Origin of the sequence: Nocardioides candidus (assembly GCF_041321175.1) — a bacterium.
GTDB lineage: Bacteria > Actinomycetota > Actinomycetes > Propionibacteriales > Nocardioidaceae > Nocardioides.
Genome location: NZ_JBGGWC010000006.1, coordinates 42,203 through 57,287 on the forward strand (window position 1 = coordinate 42,203; position 15,085 = coordinate 57,287).

Sequence of the window (15,085 nt, forward strand, 5' to 3'; positions counted from 1 at the left end):
TTGGGGTCGCCGCGTGCCACCACCCGCGCGAGCCTCGATCTAGGCGCATTCCTGCATCTGGCCGACTGACCAAACGCCACGGAACAACCGGTCGACGGTGTACACCGCGACGGTGTCGCCCTCGGCATCGAGTGCTGCGAACTGGACGGTCACGCGCCCTCGCTGGTCCGAGCGGACACCATCGCTGAGCCTTTCGACGCCCAGTCGTTCTCCACGTCGGGAGTCTGGGTCGGCCATGCCTCCCAGCGCTTCGAGCGGTGTTTGCGGCCAGTCCTGCCGTATCGCGTCGGCACGGGTGCTGGGCGGGGCGTAGTCGAAGGTGCCTGCTCCCCTCTGATTCCCGTCGCAATCGAGGGTCAGGTCGACGTCAGAGGCTGCTGACTGCAGAAGAAACGACGCCAGGTCGCTGATCGACGTGTGCATGTTGTTCCACCCAGGAGACATGAGCGAGTGGTCCGAGAACGCTGGGACCACCGCTAAGCACCTGGTGGAGAGCAGGGGTCTGCCATTGTTGGAGGTGGCTCCAGGCAAGTGGCTGGTCGCCTTTGGCATCGCCATCAGGAGTGATGCCTCATGAGGTCAACGACTGAGAACGTGCCCCAGCCTTGGGAAGATGGACAGTCACGAGACGAGTTCATGGCCGATGCCCTTAACAGGCAAGCCGATGGGGCTCGGTTGGTCGTGGAGAACGTTGTCGGCTACAGAGACCTCGAAGACTGACCCGACTCATGGGTGGTCGACGCCTTCGTCTACACAGACTGGCGAAGCGGAGAGACCGTCTGGGGCTATGACCCTGACGAGATTGACGACCCTTCCGAGCAGATGGCCGGCCTAGTAGTCGTGGAACGTCGACTGGCTGAGGTCTGAGACGTGCTGGCCTAGTGGTGGTCAGCCCGAGCCGTTGAATCTCAGCGACCAGAAGTGGCAACCATGTCCGGGCCTCGACGATGAGGTCTTGGGTCGCGGCATCCGCAGGGCCGGTGTCTCGAGACACGTAGATGTCCTCGCGCCTGTCTTCTTCCTCGCCCACCATGATGAAGTCGTCGCCGGATTCGTGGTCGCGACCCTCGACCATAGAGCGCCACGGTGGAGGGTCGGCCCGTTCAGACAGTCGAGCAAGGCGATTCAATGTCGCGTCATCGACGAGGGGTGATGGCATGGAGTCATTGTCAGCCCCAACGCGTACTAGGCCAGGCTTCGTCGTCGTGGAATGTCGTCAGGTTGAGTCTGACGGACTTTCCCCCTACAGGGTGGCTCGGCAGTGAGAGGCCTCCCAGGACGCTGGCAGAACACCTCCAACGCTCTGAACTTTGGGAGCCGGCTTCGAGTGTCGGCGCTAAAGCGATGGGCTCACGAAGGCGAAGGCGGCAGGATGGTTCGGTGAGCGACCGCTACTCGCGTACTCCGCGCGAGCGATACGAGGGTTACCTCCGCGTGCTCGAAGCCAGGAGCCTTGGTACGAGTCCCGACCGTCTACGCGAACTCGCCTGGGACCCCATCCCTCCCGTCCGCTTGTGGGCGTCCGGCAACCCGAGCATGCCGCCAGACGTCTTGGACGAACTCGTTCGCTCTAACGAGATGGGCTGGACCCTGCAAAACCGTTCGACGCCCGAATCAGCGCTCCGGGAAGCAGCAGAGCGGGAACGCCAGGAGCAGTCGTCTTCATCGCACCCGTTCGTCTGGGTGCGAGCCCTCTGCTTCATGCATCCCCTCGCTAGCCGTCCCTTCCGTCGCGAACTACGACAGCAGGGCGTCGAGACTTACGTGCTCAGCATCAGGGGTCGGTCCTGGCGAGGGCACGCGCCGACAACGCTCATGGCACGCAAGTATCGATAGGGTCGCCCGATGGCTGAGCACGTGATTCCGCTCGACTTGGGCGTCACCTGGGAACCAAACGCGCCTGCAGCCGTCCTCGTCACTAATAACGGAGGAGGGACGGCTCTCGCCTTGCGGGCCCACCGCGACGACGGGGACCAGCGCTGTGTCGTCATCGTCTGGACCGGGACCTCCTCGGCTTCTCTGTCGTCCCCTAACGACGAGGCCATCAGCGGTCATCGGCTCTACAGCAAAGGACTGAGCGACGTCTTGTGGGCTGGCTCGGTTACCGACAGCGAGGCGGTCGCCGCGCTGGAGATACAGAACCGAGTGCATCCGTATCACGACGCATCCCGCTTCGATGCCCTGCAACATCACGTCGTGCTGGCGAAGGAACGCGTTGCGGAGGTAGTCGCAGAGACTCTGGAGGTTCGACGTTCCGCCGGTTCGACTCTCCAGGCTGCGACGTCAGCACTGCATACCCGCTGACCACGAGGGCGCGGGGCGCTGCGTGCGTTACCCCCTCTGTTCAAGTCGCTGCAACATTGTGCTGACGGGCCATAGGGTCCGAACATGGCGACACCGCGAACCGACCAGTTCAGAGTAATGTTCGATGACGGTTGGTTAGTGGAACGAATGCCCATCGGGGTAGCCGCAGGACAGATGTGGGTGACCTTCGTCTTCACCAGAGAAGCGCCGGTGGCGTCCGGGGACGACCGTAGTTTCCGGCTGTATGAAGACCTTGAAAGCCGGCTCCGCGTCAAGGGCGTAGACGGAAAATTGGGCCACGGTCGCCAGGGTGGTGGTGGTGGCTCGCGGCAATATTCGATGAACTTCGCACCTGAGTTGAACGGGACGACGGAGATTGAGGTCACCTACCTCCAGGGACGCAAGACGGTCGCGAACGAAGCCATCTCCCTCGGACTAGAGCCGGTGCCGGCCATCGCTCGGCAGGTCAGCAGCGCACCTCCTAAGGGCCCGAAGGTCCTCTATGACGATTTCATGCCTGTGCACTACGGCTTCATGTTCCTCAGTGCGGGCAGCGAGCCAAGTGATGACCTGAACGGGACACGAGCCGGCCAACGAAACGGATTGCTGGGCGCGCAGGCATCGCACCAACTGTCGATGATGACCGGGCTGCACACCGGAGAAGTGCCGTTCGAGATTGAATGGCACCCCGACCAACCTGACGTCGACGCTTCGTGGCAGGACGTTGTCGAGGCGTCCGTTGAGTTCACCGAGTCCGACGCGCTCCTCTCCAGTTTTGAGGAGTTCGTTGGCATCGAGTTGCCCGCGACCGGGTGGTATCGCGCACGCTACTGCGCAACCGGGATGGACGAGGGTCGCGAACTAGATACACCAGACGAGGACGAGTCCGCGCCCGACCGCTACTTGTTGCAGATATGGCCAGCGCCCCAAGCGCCCGACGAGGTGACGGTTCGGGGCAGCCAGGTTGCGGAGTACTGGCACGGAGTCGCGTCGGGCAAGAACCTTTGAGCACCACGGCCAACCCCGAGGTGCCCAACTGAGGTACGCCCTTTGCTGTGGGAGCCTCCGCGTTCTACGGTCACGGCGATGAGCAACGAGACCATGGCAACGCACCTGATGTGGGCCAACGTGTGCATTGAGCGCATCGACCGCGCGTTGCGTCAGCACAAGCGACTGCAGAAGGCCTTCCGCAAGCAGGAGGCCGAGACGGAGCGACTGATTCAGGCTGATGGTCAGTTGCCTCGCCCCATGCCGAAATCGTGGACCGACCTCGAAGCACGGTTTCAAGACCACCTCTACTACTTCATCCTGACTGCCCGCCAAGCCGCGAAGGCCGCCTGGGTCTTGGAGCAGCGCGGCGAGCAGATGCCGCACGTTCGGCAGTTCGAGCAGGTTCTCGCGTGGCGGAACTTCTTGGAGCACTGGGACGACGAGGCCAGGGGCAAGAAGTCGAAGGCAGGGCAAGAGTGGTTGGAGGTCTCAGGCGAAGAGGAGCCTGGGCTGTCGCTCGGCTCGGAGGGCAACCGACTGACGCTCATCTCGGGCGTCAAGGTGCGCCGGCTCGTTAAGGACTTGAAGCGAGCACGCAAGGCGGCTGGCGAGGTTAGCGAGCGCGAATGGCTCCGTTGCTACATCACCGCCGAGGAAGCGGCTGGAGTGCTTGGCCTGTCGGCGGACGAGTTCGATGCTCTGGAACCTAAGCCACTGCACATGGACTTCGGATTCGGCGACGGCGTTCGCTACTGGCGGGAGTGGGTAGAGGCGCGACGCGATGGCCGGCTAATCCCGCCAGGTTGGGAGGACTACGTGACCTGGGACAACTACAGCGACGACCTGGACGATTAAGCGATGGATGAACTGACTGAGTTCGGCTGGTTCTGGCTGCCTTCGAACGAATCCCGTCGCTTCCCAGGCACGCTGCGATTCTCGACGGATGGAGGCGGCGAACTGACCCTCCATGCGAATCCTGACGTTCACGACAACCTTGTCGACGCGTCAAGCCCGTCCCGACGCGTTGTCGGGATGCTGGAGGACGACTACGTGACTCTGGACAGATGCTTCCCTGTTCACACGCAGTTCTTCGGCGGCACCCAACGTCTCTCCGTTGGAGTTGTGGTCAAGGGTGCGTGCTTTGACGACGACGGCGACCTTGAGTTCAACTCCATCTCGTTCGAGGTCGATGGAGCGCCCGAGTGGATTGGGCGAACTGCGGTTGAGCGCGACTGGAGGCACGAGCCAGCCGACGCCATGCATTACTCGCTCACGCTCAACCCGATACCTCCCGAGACGGTGGGCGCGCCGTTCGGCTCGGTCTCGCTTCGCTACGGATGGCGAACCGACGGTGGCGACGACGCGAGCCAGGACAGCATTCACCAAATGCGGCGGTTCGAGTTGCAGTTTGACCACCTCCAGCCTCTCGACCAGTTGCTGAGGCGCGCCAGCGCGGTGCAGGACCTGGTGACGATTGCTGCGAATCGCCAACGTCGGATGCACTCATTGGTTGTCACGCACCCCGGCGCTACGCGCGACGACTCCTCGGACGCGCCACTGAAGCGCCTCGACCTACTCATCAACAACCGCGAGGGCGCGGACCCTTCGGTTCGAACACGTTCAACAGACCTACTCTTCACCTACGAACAGTTGGGCGGACTGGCTGCCGTCGCGCGATGGGTCGTCGTGCGCGACGAACTACGGCATCCCGTGGACGCACTCATGACGGTCCGCTATGGCCGGGTGGGCTACCTCGAAAGCCGCTTCCAGAACGTGGTTGGAGCGGCAGAGGCACTGCACCGCGTGAGGTTCCCGAATGAGTTGAGGCCGCGCGAGGAGTACCGCGCTTTCAAGCGGATGCTGGTGAAGCACGTGCCCTCAGAGCATCAAGAGTGGCTGCACTCCCAACTCCAGTACAGCAACGAGCCTCGCTTACTGCAGCGGTTGCGTGACCTGGTTGCCTTCGGCGGCGACGAGGCGGTGGCACTCGTGGGCGATGCGAAAGCGTGGTCCGAAGAAGTGCGAGACGTGCGGAACGGGTTCGTGCATGAGCCGGCTCGCAACACTCCGGTGAGTTCAGAGCGAGTCCACTACCTCAGCGAGTCCCTGTACTTCGTGCTGGTGCTCGCACTGTTGCGAGAGTGCGGCTACGACCACCAGGTGTCTCAGTCGATTGCTACCCATCGCCAGGTCGATTGGGTGAAGGAGCGATTAAGGGCGACCCAGGCAACGACGACAGGTCACAACGAGGAGCCTCCCGACTCGCTGCCCGACTGACTCTGTGCGCACTATCCTAATCCGAACTGCACGGTCAGAATCGGGTTCATGCGCCTCAGACCGATTTATGCATTTGGGCCTCAGAGGGTTAGGTCTGCGTTGCGCGCCAACCTCAGTCGAACACCATCCTCCCGGCGCTCACCGCCAGCGAGCTGCCATCGAAGGTCCACCGGGTCAGGGCGTCGTCCTCGTCCTCACTCAACCAGACCATCTCGCCACCCGGCTCGACGAAAGGTGCAAGGGCAGTCCAGAGGTGGACCTCGTCGCCCCTGTTCTGGCCACCGAACTCCACACCGTACAACTCGCCGTCTGGCTCAAGCATTGGCTCGAAGCGAAAGGCTTTCAGCACGTCACTCAACGTGCGGGCAGCCCGAACGTCAGCAAGGCTGGCGAACGCCCAGTAACGGCGCTCCACCCCGTCATCGTCGCGGGTCCACCCGGACTTTAGGTCATCGCGGCGGTCCAGTTCATGTACCGCTGCCAAGGCGGCCTCCGCCTTCGATGCCGGGATGATGACCTCGCCCTTGATAAGTCGCACCGAGTAACCCATGAAGAGATCCTGCCGGGAAATGCCGCCAAACACGACCGCGCACGCCGAGCGGCGCTAGTCGATGCATTGGTTCCACGTGCCGGCACGCCAGCGTCCGGAATCATCGCGCCACACGTCGAAGTGGCCGAGGCGACGATCATGACGGTTCAGCACCACCACGACGCGAAGCACTTCCTCATCCCCTGGACTGTCGACGTCTTTGCCTCGTTCCTGAACCCGAAGTGAGGCAACACGACCCTGTTCGCCGTAGTCGCGAAGTTCGGCCTTTAACCGAGGCCAGGTCGGCGCGCTGACTTCGTTGTCGTAGTGACTCACGCAGTCCCCGCCACTACTAGACGAGCCGCCCTCGCCTGCGCAAGCACCGAGCACTCCGCAGGCAAGCACCGCGATGCACTGTCGCACTCTCGCCACCTTCATGTGACGCATCTTCTCCTGCGCGGGTTCCCGATGGTGGCTCACTACGCGTCGGCTGTTTCAGGCGTGGCCGAACACCCAAGTTCACGGGCGCATTATCCGTTTTCGAACAACACGGTCAGAACGGGGCTCATGCGTCTCCGACAGATTTATGCATTTGTGGTGTCAGGAGGTTTGGAGCCCGCCGCGCGGCCGAGCCGCCTTTGCGAAGGACAACCTTCGGTCACGAGGTAGCAGCCGAGGTGGTCTTCTAAGAACGCGCGCAGCGTCTCTGGCTGAACGCATGGCCAGCCGTCGCCGACAGCGCGGTCATACGCCCACAGAATCAGACTCTCAAGTTCGGACGTGAGGCGCGGGGCCTTGTAGTCAGGGAGCGTCCCCATCAGGAACAGGAGCGTGCCGACGGCGCCAGCAGGCCCCGGTTGGACGTCCTTGCCAGCGTCGGTTGTGCCGAGCCAGCAACGCTCGCCCACAGCGGGGTCGGCCAGAAGGTCGTCCTCCTCCTTAGAGTTCCAGAACAGACGCATCTGCTCGCGGGTTGGCTCGAAGTCGAGCGCTGCCAGGACAACGTCTGTTGGGTACGAGGCCACGTCGGAATGTTCTCAGCCCCAGGCCAGCCCCGCTGACCAAACGCTCACCTCGCCGCAAGGCGAGCACTCGACTCGAAAAGACTGCGCAGAGTCAGCGATAACCTATGCAGAGTAGAACGGGTTCTAGTTGACGCGTGATGGATGGTGCTCGACAGGAGTCGTACGCACTGGTCTCAGGTGGAGCCGCGCCTAGCAACGGGCAGAACTACGCTCTACGCTGCAACGCGAGAGTCCCCGAGGCAATTTCAGTGCCTCGGGGACTCTTCTACAGGACTTCCCCGTCCTGCATCGGGTTACTTCGGCTTGGCATCGCTGCGCTTGTCACGCCAGCGGCCGTCCTTGTTGCGGTCACGCTCACGCGTGCCGCCTCCAGGCTTCGGTACCTGCGGAGGCTTGGACTTCGCCATGCTGCTCACCCCCTCTCTCGCTGAGTGACCCAGTTCGGTCTGAGTCGCTACGTCAAGGGTTGCACCTAGCGGCCAAATCTTTGGGAGCCAACCTCAGCGTGTCGCCGCACCAATCGCATGCCTGAAGCGGTATTAGACGCGACGCGCGCGCCCGAGCCCGTCCGGGAAGTCACGGAAGCCCAACAGGCACACAGGAGGTGTGTTGCAAGGCGTCAGAGTTGCCAGATAACCCAAGAATCCCAAAATCGAAGCGTGTTGGAAGTGTGTTGCTCGGCTCGCTACAGATGACAGAAGACGGTGCCGAATGTCTTCGACACCGCCTCCGACCTGCTCATTCTTCGGTCGGGCTGACAGGATTTGAACCTGCGACCCCTTGACCCCCAGTCAAGTGCGCTACCAAGCTGCGCCACAGCCCGAAAGCCCCGTCCGGGATCGCCGTCCGGAGCGGGTGGAACACTACCGCAGCGCACCCAGGCGGCCGGAATCGGGGATCATCGGCTGCCAGGTCGGCTGCTTCTTGAGGGCGATGTCGATGACGCCCTTCACGTACACCGCACCGAGGAAGCAGGCGTAGGCCAGCTCCGGCAGCACCAGGGCCGCGATCCCGCGCGAGGCCCAGCCGCCACGCCACACGGTGACCACCCGCTCGATCGCGAAGACGGAGAGAGCGCTGACGAGGAGTGGAGCCCATGTAGACGACTCCATGGACACCGCGATCGTCGCCAGGAGCAGTGCGAAGGACGCGATGGCGACGACGCCGTACCCGATGCCGAGCTGGCGCGCCCACAGGCGGTAGGTGTGGAGGTGGACGCCGTACGCCGCCAGGTTCTCCAGCGCGCCGCGGCGAGAGCGCAGGCGTTCGTTCCACAGGGCCGCCCAGGACGGCATCACCTCCGTCACCACCGCGCACTGGGGTGGGGAGATCATCAGCGCGCCCAGGGAGCGCAGCGCCAGGGTCAGCTCGTCGTCCTCGGTGAGCGCCACGGTGTCGAAGACGTCGCCGGCCCGGCCGGGCAGCAGCGTGCCACGGGCCGCGGCGATCGCGCGCAGGGCGCGTGGGCGGAAGACGGACGCCGTACCGCTCAACACGACGATCCCGCCGTTGCGGCGCCGCTCGTCGCGGCTGACGCGGAGGTACTCGTTGCGCTGGAGCAGGCCCAACCACCCGCCACCGGGCTCACCGAAGAACTGTCCGCCGATCGCCATGAGCGCCCGGTCGTCGGTCATCCGGCGCACGGCCGCCTCGACGAAGCCGCGGTCGAGCACGGTGTCGGCATCCATGACGAGTACGACGTCGTTGTCGCCGAGCTCGGGCAGCACCTCCCCGAGCGCCTGGTTCAGCGCACCGGCCTTGGCGTGCTCGTTGCCGACGGTCCGGAAGACCTCGACACCCCAGGCCCGCGCGATGCTCGCGGTGTAGTCCGTGCAGCTGTCGGCGACGACGACGACCTTCTCGGGCATGCGGGTCTGCGCGTGGAGCGCGGCGAGGGTCGCCCGGATCCGGGTCTCCTCGTTGTGGGCCGGGATGAGCACCGTGACCGTGACCGGTCCGGCGAACACTCCCCTGGTCTGCGCCATCACGACCCGAGGCGCGAGCGGCATGGTCGCCACCCGCTCGCTGCGCCGCGACCTGGTGACCAGCCAGCCCTCGAGGGCGACGGCCGCGCCGACCGACAGGAGGGCGCAGGCGATCGCCAGGAGGAGGCTCACCCTCGCTCCCAGCCACGCCACTGCGCCGGCGCCCACGACTGCCGCCCCGAGCACAGCCACCCCCGTGACCCGGCTGAATCTCTCGCTCATCCACACCCTCCGCGCCCGACGGTAGGTCGCTCGTGGCGCTCCTAGGGCCGAGTCGGGCCGAAACCGGCCGATCGTCCACGTCCGACCTAGTCCTTTCGGGTCGGGTCGCGCCTCCCGATCGGTTCGATCTCGCCGCGCGTGCGGCCAATGCGCCGCGCAGGCCGCCGTCCGCACCTACCGTCACAGGAGGGGAGCACAAGGGGACGAGCGATGGAGCACATGGGGACGGGGACGCGCGCCGACGCGGACCCCCTCGCGCAGCAGCGCCTGCTGCACGTGGTCGAGGCTGCCCCGAACGCGATGATCATGGTCAACGACCGCGGTCGCATCGTGCTCGTCAACAGCCAGGCCGAGCGGTCCTTCGGGTACTCGCGTGACGAGCTGCTGTCGATGGAGGTCGAGCAGCTGCTCCCCGAGCGTTTCCGGGGCCGGCACCGGACGTTCCGTGGCGACTTCTTCCAGCGGCCCGACCGGCGCGAGATGGGGGCCGGCCGGGAGCTCTACGGACTCCGCAGCGACGGCTCGGAGGTGCCGATCGAGATCGGCCTCAACCCGATCGACATCGGCTCCGAGCACTTCGTGCTCGCCTCGGTCATCGACATCAGCGAGCGTCTGGAGGTCCAGGCCGCCCAGGACGAGGCCCGCCAGGGCGCCCTGCGCAGGTCGATCCTCGACAGCATCCCCTTCAGCGTGCTCGCCACGGACGCCGACGGCGTCATCCTCACTGCCAACCCGTCGGCCGAGCGGCTGCTCGGCTTCAGCCAGGACGCGCTCGTCGGTGCGCGCCTGACCGACCTCCACGCGGACACCCCACTGCCGATGGACGGCGCGTCGTCGCTCGCCGCCGCGGCCGGCGACGAGAGGGAGCGGACCTATCGCCGTCGCGACGGCGAGTGCGTGCCGGTCAACGAGGCGATCACGCCGTTGACCGACGACACGGGCGCGACCACCGGCTACCTCGCCGTCGCCTACGACATCACCAACCGCAGGGAGGCGCAGGCCGAGGTCGTCTTCCTCGCCACCCACGACGGCCTCACGCGGATGCCCAACCGCACCAAGCTGGTGCAGCACCTCCGCGAAGCCATCACTGACGCCGATCGCGACGGCACCGAGATCGCCCTCCTCCTGCTCGACCTCGACCACTTCAAGCGGGTGAACGACTCACTCGGGCACCACACCGGTGACGAGCTGCTCCTCCGCGTGGGCGAACGGCTGCAGCGCTGGACCATGCCCGGCGAGCTCGTCGCCCGCTTCGGCGGCGACGAGTTCGTGATCGTCGTCGACGGCCTGGTCGACGCGGAGGTCCTGGACGCCCGCGTCGAGGCGCTGCTCGAGGACCTCATGCGCCCCGTGGTCGTGGCCGGCCACGAGCTCGCCCTCACCGTGAGCATCGGCGGTGCGGTCTACCCGCGCCACGGCACCGACCCCACGGCGCTGCTCAAGCATGCCGACACGGCGATGTACCAGGCGAAGGCGTCCGGTCGCAACGCGTTCCAGTGGTTCCGCCCCGCCATGCTCGACGAGACCAACGACCGGATGAGCATGGCGTCGGCTCTGCGGCACGCCATCGGCTCGCGCGAGCTGTCGATCGCCTACCAGCCCCAGGTCGACCTCCGCACCGGCCGGGTCGAGGGCTTCGAGGCGCTCGCGCGCTGGCGCAGCCGGGACTACGGGCCGGTCTCGCCCGACCAGTTCATCCCGGTCGCCGAGGACAGCGGCATGATCGTCCAGCTCGGCGGCTGGGTCCTGCGCCGCGCGTGCCGCGACGTCGCGTCCTTCCAGGAGGTCCTCGGCCGACCGCTCAAGCTGGCGGTCAACGTCTCCCCACGACAGTTCCGCACGACGAGCTGGTTCGGCGAGGTCGTCGGCGCCCTCAACGACTCGGGGCTCGCGGCGAGCCAGCTCGAGCTCGAGATCACCGAGGGCATCCTGATGGACGACCGCTGGGAGGTGCTCGACCTGCTCAGCGAGCTGCGTGCGCTCGGCGTGAGCATCGCCGTCGACGACTTCGGCCGCGGCTACTCCAGCCTCGCCTACCTGACCCGCTTCCCCGTCGACAAGCTCAAGATCGACCGGTCGTTCATCCGCGAGATCGACGCCGACAGCCACGCCCCCATCGTCGACGCCATCATCGTGATGGGCCACGCGCTCGGGGTGACGATCGTGGCCGAGGGGGTCGAGTCGCGCGACCAGGAGGAGTACCTGCGGGCGCGCGACTGCGACGAGGCCCAGGGCTACCTCTACAGTCCCGGCGTGCCCGCCGAGCACGCGGTCCGCACGGTGCAGGCGATCGGGGTGTTCTGACGATGGGCACCAGGCCGACTCCCGCAGCCGTCACCCGCGGCTGGCTCCTGGCGGTCTACCTGCTGTCCACGGTCGTCGGCCGCCTCTCGATCGTCGACGACCGGCCGATCGCCCTCATCTGGCCCGCCGCCGGCGTCGCCCTGGCATGGTTCGTCACCGAGCGCTCGGAGGTCACCCGCGGCATCGGCCTGTTCGTGCTCTGCAGCATCGGCGCCCTGGTCGGCCTCGCCGTCGGCGCCAGTCCGGGGGTCGCCGTGGTGCTGGTCGCCTCGCAGCTGACCGGCATGCTCGCCGTCGTACTCCTGCTCGATCGGTGGTCCCCCGGCACCGGCGAGCGGAGCCCCGCGCCCCTCGACAGCCCGCGCGCGCTCTTCGGGTTCCTCAGCGCGACCGCGGTCGGCTGCCTGGCCGGGGTCGCGTTCGGCGCCGTCACGCTGGCGGTCATCGGCGAGCCGCTGCCCGTCGTGGTCGCGATGGCATGGTGGGGACGCAACCTCGGCGGCGTGGCCGGGGCCGGCATCGTGACGCTCCTCCTGATCGACAAGTACGGGCGCCCGCAGCGACGGACGGCGGACCATCCTCCGCTCGAGGGCGCCGGGGTGGTCGAGCTGGGCGCGCTGCTCGCCACGACGGCGCTGCTCGTCGGGCTCGACTTCGCAACGCCGTGGCCGATGACCTTCCTGATGCCCGCGATGACCGTGTGGGCCGGGATGCGCTTCACCCCGTTGACGGTGGCCTTCCACACCCTGGCGTCGGGCGGGTCGACGCTAGGGCTCACCGTCCTCGGACGCGGACCGTTCTCGGACGTCGGCGACGTGCGCACCGGCGTGCTGCTGGCCCAGCTGTTCGTCGGCGTGACGTTGGTCGTCGGCCTGGTCCTCGTCGCGATGCGCGAGCGCACGGCCGTGCTCCAGGCCGATCTGCTCGAGCAGGAGCGCGACCAGAGGCAGGAGCTGCTCACCTTCGCCCACCGCGTCGCCCACGACCTGCGGACGCCGCTGACCGTGATCGACGCCTGGACCGACGAGCTCGCGCTCTCGCTGGACGCCGCACCTCTCGGGCCGCCGCAGGGATCGGCCGACGTGCTCGAGGGCATCGCCCGCGCCTCGTTGCGGATGCGCAACCTCGTGGACGACCTGCTCGCGGACGCGATCGCGCGTGAGCGCCAGGCCGCTCCCGAGGAGGTGGACCTCGGCGAGGTCGTCGCGCAGGTCGCCCGGGACCACTACGCGGAGCAGTCGGTGCACGCCTCGACCCTCGGCGCCGTCCGCGGCGACCCGGTGCTGATCCGGCAGCTCGTCGAGAACCTGGTCGGCAACGCCCTCAAGTACAGCCGCCCGGGCGAGTGCCCCGAGGTCACCGTGAGCGCCTGCCACACCCACGGCGGCCGGGTGCTCGTGACCGTCGCCGACCGCGGCATCGGCATCCCCGACGGCGCGCACGACTGGATCTTCGAGCCCTTCCGCCGGGCTCACCACGGCGACGTCCCGGGCACCGGCCTGGGCCTGAGCACCTGCCGACGCATCGTCGAGCGCCACGGCGGCAGGATCCGCGCGCTCTCCCGACCCGACGGCCCCGGTGCCGTCATCGAGTTCGACCTGATGGGAACGAGGTAGCACCATGGACCACCACGACACCCCGGCTGCGGAGGCCGAGCGTCTGGAAGCCGAACACCTGCGCATCGAGCTGGCGGACTGCCGGGAGGCGCTCGCCGAGCTCCGTGCGCGGGTCGACGACGCGCAGCGCCTGGCCAACATGGGCGACTACGACTGGCACATCGTCAACGACACGAACTCGTGGTCCGACCAGCTCTACCGCATCTACGGGCACGAGCCGCAGTCGTTCAACGCGTCCTACGACCGGTTCCTGGCGATGATCCACCCCGATGACCGGGACGCGGTCACCGCCATGCACCGACAGGCCTACCAGTCCGGCGGGTCCTGGCAGATGACCGAGCGCATCGTCCGCCCCGACGGGGAGGTGCGCCATCTGGCGACCAACGGGGTGGTGGTCACCGACGACAACGACAACCCCGTGCGGATGCGCGGCACCTGCGTCGACATCACCGACCGGGTCCGGGCGGAGAAGGAGAGCGAGGACCTGGCCGCGAGCCTGCGGGAGTGGCAGGTACGGCGTCGCCAGGCCTTCGAGATCAACGACAACGTCGTGCAGGGCATCAGCGCCGCCGTGCTGGCGCTCCAGCTCGACGACCAGCCGGGTGCGGAGTCCTACCTCGAGCGCACCTTGCAGGCTGCGCGCCAGATGATGGGCGACCTCCTGCTGGACCGGGCCGACGACGACCCGCGGCCCGGCCTCCTGGTGCGCAGCGCAGCCGCCTCCGCCTCGGCCGATGCCGACGATCCCACGGTGGCCACACCCTCGATCGTGGGGATGCGCGTGCTGATCGCCGACGACTACTCCGACATGCGGCGCCTGCTGCGCATCCAGCTCGAGCGCGCCGGCGTCGACGTGGTGGGCGAGGCGGGCGACGGAGCCGAGACGGTCGCCCGAGCACGCGAGCTCGCTCCCGACGTGATCGTGATGGACCTGGCGATGCCGGTCATGGACGGGCTCCAAGCACTGCCGGAGATCCGCGAGGTCGCTCCGGGTGCCACGGTCATCGTGCTCTCGGGTTTCGCCTCGTCGCTGCTGGAGGACAAGGCGATCGCCGCGGGCGCGACCCGGTTCCTGGAGAAGGGCGTCGGCATGGACGTCGTCGGAGCGATCGAGGCACTCGCACTCACTCGCTAGTCGCCGCCTCACCCGGATTCGCTATGGCACGCCGAGGTGCTCCGGCGTAGCGTCGAACCGGCCCTGAGGAGGCAACCGTGTTCATCCAGATAATCCAAGGAAAGTGCACACGGCAGGACGATCTCCACGCCCTCGCCGATGAATGGCGCCGCGACATCTCGGGCGGCGCGACAGGCTGGCTCGGCGGCACCTACGGCTTCACCGACGACGACATGTTCGTCGGTGTCGTCCGATTCGAGTCACGCGAAGCAGCCGCGTCCAACTCCGAACGCCCCGAGCAGGGAGCGTGGGCGGCGAAGCTGATGGCCGTGATGGACGGACCTATGGAGTTCCACGACTGCGACGACGTCATGCTGCTCATGGACGGCGGCTCGGACCGGGCCGGTTTCGTCCAGGTCATCCGTGGCAGGGTCGACGACCCCGCGCGGTTGAAGGCGATGTTCGCCGAGACCGACACGATCCACCGGATGCGCCCCGACATCCTCGGCGCGACGCTCGCGCTCGAGGCCGACGGCACGTTCACCGAGACCGTGGCCTTCACGAGTGAGGACGCCGCGCGTGCCGGCGAAGCGGAAGGCGCGCCGGAGTCGATGCGCGAGGAGCTGGAGTACGCGATGGCCGGCGCCACCTTCTACGACCTGCACCGTCCCTGGTTCGAGTCCGCCTGACTTCCGCACTTCCGCCCACGGGCAGGGGCC

The 15,085-nt window shown here is 66.8% G+C and carries 13 protein-coding genes and 1 tRNA gene; 8 read left to right on the forward strand and 6 right to left on the reverse strand.

Going from position 1 to position 15,085, the window contains the following annotated elements:
- Window positions 1–39: 39 nt before the first annotated feature.
- Window positions 40–423 (reverse strand): hypothetical protein, encoded by a 384-nt coding sequence (locus ACAX67_RS21140; protein ID WP_370705885.1) that lies wholly within the window; start codon window positions 421–423, stop codon window positions 40–42.
- 1,422 nt (window positions 424–1,845) lie between these two features.
- On the opposite strand from ACAX67_RS21140, the gene ACAX67_RS21145 reads away from it, so the two are divergent.
- The 4 genes from ACAX67_RS21145 (at window position 1,846) to ACAX67_RS21160 (ending at window position 5,571) form a co-directional block, all read left to right on the forward strand.
- Window positions 1,846–2,304, forward strand: a complete 459-nt coding sequence (locus ACAX67_RS21145; RefSeq protein ID WP_370705886.1) for a hypothetical protein — start codon at window positions 1,846–1,848, stop codon at window positions 2,302–2,304.
- 180 nt (window positions 2,305–2,484) lie between these two features.
- The gene (locus ACAX67_RS21150; RefSeq protein ID WP_370705887.1) at window positions 2,485–3,312 is read left to right on the forward strand and encodes a hypothetical protein; all 828 of its coding nucleotides are present in this window, start codon (window positions 2,485–2,487) and stop codon (window positions 3,310–3,312) included.
- Between the two features lie 78 nt (window positions 3,313–3,390).
- On the forward strand, window positions 3,391–4,149 hold the full coding sequence (locus ACAX67_RS21155; RefSeq protein WP_370705888.1) for a hypothetical protein: 759 nt from the start codon (window positions 3,391–3,393) through the stop codon (window positions 4,147–4,149).
- Between the two features lie 3 nt (window positions 4,150–4,152).
- Window positions 4,153–5,571, forward strand: coding sequence for an ApeA N-terminal domain 1-containing protein (locus ACAX67_RS21160; RefSeq protein WP_370705889.1), 1,419 nt, complete (start codon window positions 4,153–4,155; stop codon window positions 5,569–5,571).
- A 112-nt stretch (window positions 5,572–5,683) separates the two neighbouring features.
- Here ACAX67_RS21160 and ACAX67_RS21165 read toward each other — a convergent pair whose 3' ends face one another.
- The 5 genes from ACAX67_RS21165 to ACAX67_RS21185 all read right to left on the reverse strand — a co-directional run bounded on the left by ACAX67_RS21165 (window position 5,684) and on the right by ACAX67_RS21185 (window position 9,332).
- Entirely contained in the window at window positions 5,684–6,121 is a 438-nt protein-coding gene (locus ACAX67_RS21165; RefSeq protein WP_370705890.1) for a hypothetical protein, read from the reverse strand.
- A 54-nt stretch (window positions 6,122–6,175) separates the two neighbouring features.
- Complete coding sequence (locus tag ACAX67_RS21170; RefSeq protein WP_370705891.1) at window positions 6,176–6,436, reverse strand: hypothetical protein; 261 nt, start codon at window positions 6,434–6,436, stop codon at window positions 6,176–6,178.
- A gap of 248 nt (window positions 6,437–6,684) precedes the next feature.
- Entirely contained in the window at window positions 6,685–7,125 is a 441-nt protein-coding gene (locus ACAX67_RS21175; protein WP_370705892.1) for a hypothetical protein, read from the reverse strand.
- A gap of 749 nt (window positions 7,126–7,874) precedes the next feature.
- Window positions 7,875–7,948, reverse strand: a tRNA-Pro gene (locus ACAX67_RS21180).
- A 40-nt stretch (window positions 7,949–7,988) separates the two neighbouring features.
- Entirely contained in the window at window positions 7,989–9,332 is a 1,344-nt protein-coding gene (locus ACAX67_RS21185) for a glycosyltransferase family 2 protein (protein WP_370705893.1), read from the reverse strand.
- Window positions 9,333–9,542: 210 nt separating this feature from the next.
- On the opposite strand from ACAX67_RS21185, the gene ACAX67_RS21190 reads away from it, so the two are divergent.
- The 4 genes from ACAX67_RS21190 to ACAX67_RS21205 all read left to right on the forward strand — a co-directional run bounded on the left by ACAX67_RS21190 (window position 9,543) and on the right by ACAX67_RS21205 (window position 15,055).
- Complete coding sequence (locus tag ACAX67_RS21190; RefSeq protein ID WP_370705894.1) at window positions 9,543–11,636, forward strand: putative bifunctional diguanylate cyclase/phosphodiesterase; 2,094 nt, start codon at window positions 9,543–9,545, stop codon at window positions 11,634–11,636.
- A 2-nt stretch (window positions 11,637–11,638) separates the two neighbouring features.
- The gene (locus tag ACAX67_RS21195) at window positions 11,639–13,252 is read left to right on the forward strand and encodes a sensor histidine kinase (protein ID WP_370705895.1); all 1,614 of its coding nucleotides are present in this window, start codon (window positions 11,639–11,641) and stop codon (window positions 13,250–13,252) included.
- 4 nt (window positions 13,253–13,256) lie between these two features.
- Window positions 13,257–14,387 carry a response regulator gene (locus ACAX67_RS21200; protein ID WP_370705896.1) on the forward strand — a complete coding sequence of 377 codons (1,131 nt, stop codon included), beginning with the start codon at window positions 13,257–13,259 and terminating at the stop codon, window positions 14,385–14,387.
- A 77-nt stretch (window positions 14,388–14,464) separates the two neighbouring features.
- Window positions 14,465–15,055, forward strand: coding sequence for a hypothetical protein (locus ACAX67_RS21205; RefSeq protein ID WP_370705897.1), 591 nt, complete (start codon window positions 14,465–14,467; stop codon window positions 15,053–15,055).
- The last annotated feature ends 30 nt before the right edge of the window (window positions 15,056–15,085 follow it).